The sequence below is a fragment of the Psychrobacter sp. H7-1 genome (genome assembly GCF_904846585.1).
In the GTDB taxonomy this organism is placed as follows: Bacteria; Pseudomonadota; Gammaproteobacteria; order Pseudomonadales; family Moraxellaceae; genus Psychrobacter; species Psychrobacter raelei.
Genome location: NZ_CAJHBH010000071.1, coordinates 1 through 5,691 on the forward strand (window position 1 = coordinate 1; position 5,691 = coordinate 5,691).

Consider the following 5,691-nt stretch of genomic DNA (forward strand, 5'->3'; position numbering starts at 1 on the left):
TTAGTACCTCTTGAGCTGACATACTACCCAGTGGATCATAATGTGACGTTAAAAAGCTTAACTTCTTATTATCAACACTCGTACCCAATAATTTTAGTATCTGAGTGGCTCTATAAGTATTGATCTGATCATGAAGTATGTCTCCATTTGGTATAGCGGTCACTATTCGCTTAAAAGAATAGTAGTCTTGAGGATATTTTTTAGCTTCCTCATCATCAAAATCTAAAATATGAACCCCGCAAAGATAAGCAATAAATACATTCTTAGCTGCTGATGATGCGCTTCTTAATGCATTTACACGCATCATATTTAACTGACGCTTAGAGTATGGATTTTCACTCATTATTTAATCCTAACTTGTCTACTGTAGAGCTAATCATACCCTAAAATACTTAGGTATACACATTACTTTTAGAGGTTATATAGTTGTGTATAGACATTAAATCTATAGATATACACATACGTAATTAATAGGTATAGACATTTATTCCTTATCTATAGACATACGTATTTTTTATATATAGACATACAAAAAATACTATATATAGACATACAATTTACTTATATAATTATTGATGATAAAATATTTAAGCCAGCAGTCACAAGAGGGGGCTATTTATTGCTACCGCAATAATTATCCTATCCCTCATGTGAGCTGGTTAAGGGGAGACCCCTTAAAATCCCCTAAAACCCTTAACTAGGTAATCGTTATGACTGAGCCAAAACCTACTGTTCTTGATAAGAGAGCCAAGCGTAATAGAGAGATTGCGATTCGCGTTAATGAGTATGAGCTTGCTGAGATTAAGAAAAGAAACCGTGAGAATACGGTGGCCAGTTGGTTACGAGGATTGGCATTGGGGGTTACTCCTGTTAAGCCGGTTGATCCTGAATTGGTGCGTCAGTTAGGCAGAATTGGCAGTAATCTGAATCAGCTGACTAAGCATGTGAATACTGAGCAGCAAGTTGATGCTGATGTATTGAGTGAGATTAAAGCCATCAGAGCGCAGTTGCATGTGCTGATAGAGAATAGTATTGAATACTCAAAAATGGCTGCGAGGGATAGTGATGATCGTTAAGTTCTCTCACCATGGTAAAGGTAAAGCGAGTGGCGTTCTAAACTACCTACTGAAAGAGAAAGAGAGTGGCATTTTAGATTCCCTTCTTAAAGAGGAAGGCAGTAAGGGTACTCTTGTGCCTAGAGCGCATGCAAAAGTGCTGTACGGCGATCCTGTGCTCACTGAGCACTTAATTAATACCACCTCTCACAAGTCTAAGTATAAGTCAGGATACTTGTCTTTTAGTGAACGTGCCGATGAGGTCAGCGAGGCGGATAAAAAACGCATTATGCAGGGGTTTGAGTCAATCATATTCTGTGGTTTAGAGAGTGATCAGTACGATATTTTATGGGTTGAGCATGCGGATAAAGATATTGATGAGACTCACCCTGTTGGGCGACTGGAGCTGAACTTTGTGATTCCTTGTCAGGAACTACGATCAGGTAAGTCTTTTCAGCCGTACTATGAGCCGGCAGACCAAAAAAGGGTTAATGCTTGGAAGAATATTATCAATTCAGAAATTAAAACCGTTAAGGGTGAGCCGTTAAGCGATCCTAATGATCCTGAGCGCAAACGCTTGGTGAATCCCTATAGCAATCATGCGCCACGCCCTACACCTTTTGATGTGAAGAGATATACAAAAAAGGATGCTGATAAGGATGAGGAAACGATTGCCAACCCTCCTAGTCGTAGGCTATTGGAGGAAGCAATTAAACGTCGTCTACTTCTAGATTGGCAAAACGGTATCGCCATGAATCGTCGAAGGGTATTAGGTCGGCTTGAGGAGTGGGGGCTAAAAATCAATCGAGGTAATAGCGAGAAGACGTTATCAGTGACTAGTGATAAGTTAACCGATAAAAATGGTAGGCCAATGGGGGTTAGGCTCAAGGGCGGTATGTTTGAGAAAGGGTTTGATGGTCGTCAATTTAGACCAGTAATTAAAGAAGAGAAGCATTCTATGTATGACAAGAGGTTTAACAAGGAAGAACGCAAGCAGTTAGACGAGAAGCTCTTAGCCACTGGGATAGAAATAAAAGAGGCTTATCATCAGGAAAGATATGGTGATTCAGGTACAGCGCGGCTCTTGGTGTCAGATAAGAAAGTTAAACAGGAGCTGGAAGTAGCTAAACCAGCCCCTGCGGAAACTTATATTACAAGTTTTAGACCAGGCTTTTGATAGGTGTTCGGTTCCCTAGTGAGGACTTGAACCTTTGGCTATAGGCTAATGATATCAGTGTTTTAACTCACTGAAATAGTCACAGTGTACTTCGTAATATACATGCAGTGGGCTTTTGGTCGTTATTCCCATAGCGTCCGTTATACAATCTATTTTAGGTAATCCTAATAGCTATCAAAATTATCTTAACGCTATCTAGGCTTCAGAATATATGGCTCGCAAACGAAAACAGTTAAGATCATTAGTAATACTTTGACTGTAATATATTTCTGCATCAATAGAGATTGATGCTTCAATAGTTTCATCTATATAAGCAAAGTCATCTAATGAAAGGCTCTCACTGTACTCTGGATTAATAAACACTCCTTTCATATGTTCAGCACTAGAAAGTTGGCTTCTCAGCTTCTGTGTAGTTGTTTTTATTAAATCGGATTTAGAAACATCTGTAGCACTAGTCTGAATGAATTTAAATGAATTACTGCATTCAAATAAGCTTTTAATATCATAAGCATTCAAACAAATGCCGTAGCGTGGAGAGTAAACATCCAGTAGATTAATTAAATCATCCACTTCGTTAGGCTGACATTTAACTATGGCCTTTATGAAATCTAGATGATTAAAGATGTGTTCAAACGTATTACTACCTGTTTGTATGCCCACTAGAAAATCGGCTCCCACTTTCTCTTTTAGTGCTAATAGCGTTTTCTCATCCCAATCATCGCTGATTATAAAATAGCCGATAATAGATGGCGGAAAATAAGCCATATTTGGTTGATACAACACTGCAACCGATATTTCTCTCCAATTTGGTATTCCATTACAGACATCTCTATTTCTATACTTCGCAATACTCGGAGCTACTTTATCATTAAAAATATGGCGTGATTCCTTACAATCAATGGCCTCCTGTAAGTCTTCTTTATCAGAGCTTTTATCATAGCAAACACGGTCTCTTACTATATTTTGCTCATCAAGAAGCTGTTTTCTTGCTAGATAATTTTGAATACTATTTCCCATAATTGTCCACGCATCTAGATAGTCTTATTATGTGATTACTTGCAGGATGATATTGATGTCTACTGCAAAGCTAACTTTGAATACTTTGATTATACAACTATACTGATAAACAATAACTTAACCTACAGAAGTAAAGGAATGAGAAATATGAAAAAAAGTGCTGAGATTTCTGAATGTCAAAATTATAGGTATTCTTTGGAACGCGTTTGGGATCCGACTAAAAAGCTAGTAGGTTTTATAGGTCTAAACCCATCAACAGCAGACGGCACCGAAGATGATCCTACTATTCGCCGATGCATAGAGTTCGCAAAATCTTGGGGAGCAGGTGGGATATACATGACCAACTTATTTGCATACCGTGCTACAAGTCCAGCCGTTATGATGGAACAAGAAAGCCCCATAGGCCCAGAAAATGATAGCTACCTAGCTCAGTTACCCAATAAAGCAGATAAGATCGTGGCTTGTTGGGGCAATAGCGGCTGCCATAAAGATAGAGCTAACCAAGTAAAAGAACTTTTAAAAGTTGACTTATTATGCTTAGACATAAACAAAACTGGCGAACCTAAACACCCTTTGTACGTTAAGGGCAATACTGAACTAACAATATTAGGATAAGCAAACTTTGGCAGAAAAAAGACTATACCCCAAGGAAACCAATTATTTCAGCTCTTAAACCTATTAACAGACTACTCAAAACAGACCAATATAAGAGAACCGCTTATAACAGACTGTTCTAGGTGGTCAGTTTTTGTTGTCATCTTGAGAAATCATAGTCTGCTTCATTTCCATCTAAATATTCTCGTATAGGGCGTTTCTTACTGAATTTGGAAGCGTCTTTTTTGATCTCACCGACTATAAAATCACTATATGCTGACCAGTTCTTACCAGCGTCGCCTTTAGCAAGACCGCTATACGTACTTATAAATTCTTTATGCCTACTGATACGCCATAGCTGCTTATCGGATAGTCCGTCTATCGTGAACATATCTGCTGTATGAGCGTCACGGCTTACGGTTCTTTCTTGTGGCTGCGTAGGTTTACTCTTGGTAATTATTTTAAATTTAAAGCCTATGATCGTACTTTTGCTTTTTTCTTGTTCATAACTTATTTTCAAGTCTGTTTTGTCGTTGATCTCAGCAACAGCAGCATCTAATACGCGGCGCTTAAAATCGCTCATGCGCTTGTAATCATCGACCCCTAACCCTAATTGACCTCTGAACGTTTCCAAATCAAATAATGGGGTTTTCTTCGCTTTACGCCATTGAATTAAAAGCTCATAAAGTCGAACTGAATATACACTATTGAGCGTTGCTGTTTGTCCTAACAGATATTTGGTAAAAAACGTTTGTAAACCATCGATACGTGTTATCTCTTTAACCACTGCTGGTGTAAGAATTATTTCAATTGAGCCTTCACCTTTTATATATTCAACCTGACTCACCCAACGCGTTTTAACTTGATTATCCCGCTCATTTATAAATGAGAACCTGCGTTCAAAAAGTGTTGCTTCTGCTGATAAAAGCACATCGTAAGCTGTATCGACATCTACATCAAAGCACTCCGCATAACGCTTAGCTGATATGCGCAAAGGGTCATCGGCTGTCAATCCTGTCTGAGTTTCCCTGCTATCAATAACGGCTAGCTGTATTAATCTAATTTCAACTAATGACAGATTTTGTATAGCTGTGTTCAATCGGTTGGATTTGACCACTAGATTATTCATACTGCTACCTTTACTAGATTCCATTCGTAAACCTCTCCTATAAACTTGACTACATGACGACAATATACTTATATGTCGTCATGTAGTCAAGTTTATAGATGTCGTCATCATACCCGATAGATGTCGTCATCATACCCGATAGATGTCGTCATCATACCCGATAGATGTCGTCATCATACCCGATAGATGTCGTCATCACGTTCTCAAAACCCTTGATACATATAGACTTCAAGGTTCTTAAAAGCATTTAAAAGCATTTAAAAGCATTAAAAGCTTTTTGGTTGTGGATAAGTAATAAAAATAAGAAAGGAATATACAATTAACTTTGATGTTTGTTTGAATTAGCTAATTGCTTCTCTTTCTCTTGTTTCTTATAAGCGTTAACAAGAGGTCGTAAGCTATCAGGCACAGTCATGTATATCTTATAAGCCTTTATTTCTTCACTAGTCAAACCAAACTCTTTTTTCATCTGAGCTCGTAAGGATCTGATAGCTTCACGATGACTATTGCAGATAAATGCATCTAACAATAGCTTATATTTCTTTAGATCCTTTTTTATAATATTTAGTACCTCTTGAGCTGACATACTACCCAGTGGATCATAATGTGACGTTAAAAAGCTTAACTTCTTATTATCAACACTCGTACCCAATAATTTTAGTATCTGAGTGGCTCTATAAGTATTGATCTGATCATGAAGTATGTCTCCATTTGATCTG

At 37.8% G+C, this 5,691-nt stretch carries 7 protein-coding genes; 3 read left to right on the top strand and 4 right to left on the bottom strand.

Annotated features, from left to right (window positions below; genetic code table 11):
• Positions 1-343, bottom strand: a 343-nt coding sequence (locus tag JMX92_RS12915) for a hypothetical protein (protein ID WP_201546067.1), incomplete at its 3' end; no start/stop codon positions are given.
• A 367-nt stretch (positions 344-710) separates the two neighbouring features.
• Here JMX92_RS12915 and JMX92_RS12920 point away from each other — a divergent pair.
• Both JMX92_RS12920 and JMX92_RS12925 read left to right on the top strand, forming a co-directional pair.
• Entirely contained in the window at positions 711-1,076 is a 366-nt protein-coding gene (locus tag JMX92_RS12920; protein WP_201546075.1) for a plasmid mobilization protein, read from the top strand.
• Positions 1,033-2,232, top strand: coding sequence for a relaxase/mobilization nuclease domain-containing protein (locus JMX92_RS12925; protein WP_201546077.1), 1,200 nt, complete (start codon positions 1,033-1,035; stop codon positions 2,230-2,232). Before JMX92_RS12920 ends, JMX92_RS12925 begins: the two co-directional genes overlap by 44 nt.
• Positions 2,233-2,427: 195 nt before the next feature.
• Here the strand turns inward: JMX92_RS12925 and JMX92_RS12930 are convergent, their stop codons facing one another.
• A complete protein-coding gene (locus JMX92_RS12930) occupies positions 2,428-3,249 on the bottom strand; it encodes a hypothetical protein (RefSeq protein WP_201546079.1) in 822 nt (273 codons plus the stop codon).
• A 147-nt stretch (positions 3,250-3,396) separates the two neighbouring features.
• Here JMX92_RS12930 and JMX92_RS12935 point away from each other — a divergent pair, with 147 nt between their 5' ends.
• Entirely contained in the window at positions 3,397-3,864 is a 468-nt protein-coding gene (locus JMX92_RS12935) for a DUF1643 domain-containing protein (RefSeq protein ID WP_201546081.1), read from the top strand.
• 139 nt (positions 3,865-4,003) lie between these two features.
• Here JMX92_RS12935 and repM read toward each other — a convergent pair whose 3' ends face one another.
• Both repM and JMX92_RS12945 read right to left on the bottom strand, forming a co-directional pair.
• Positions 4,004-4,996, bottom strand: coding sequence for a replication initiation protein RepM (gene repM, locus JMX92_RS12940; protein WP_201546083.1), 993 nt, complete (start codon positions 4,994-4,996; stop codon positions 4,004-4,006).
• A gap of 295 nt (positions 4,997-5,291) precedes the next feature.
• Positions 5,292-5,691: hypothetical protein (locus tag JMX92_RS12945; protein WP_227675380.1), on the bottom strand; the 400-nt coding region annotated here is incomplete at its 5' end.

Coding starts and splice junctions, on each gene's coding strand:
- JMX92_RS12920 (WP_201546075.1), top strand. CDS start 711: ATGACTGAGCCAAAACCTACTGTTCTTGATAAGAGAGCCAAGCGTAAT.
- JMX92_RS12930 (WP_201546079.1), bottom strand. CDS start 3,249: ATGGGAAATAGTATTCAAAATTATCTAGCAAGAAAACAGCTTCTTGAT.
- JMX92_RS12935 (WP_201546081.1), top strand. CDS start 3,397: ATGAAAAAAAGTGCTGAGATTTCTGAATGTCAAAATTATAGGTATTCT.
- repM (WP_201546083.1), bottom strand. CDS start 4,996: ATGGAATCTAGTAAAGGTAGCAGTATGAATAATCTAGTGGTCAAATCC.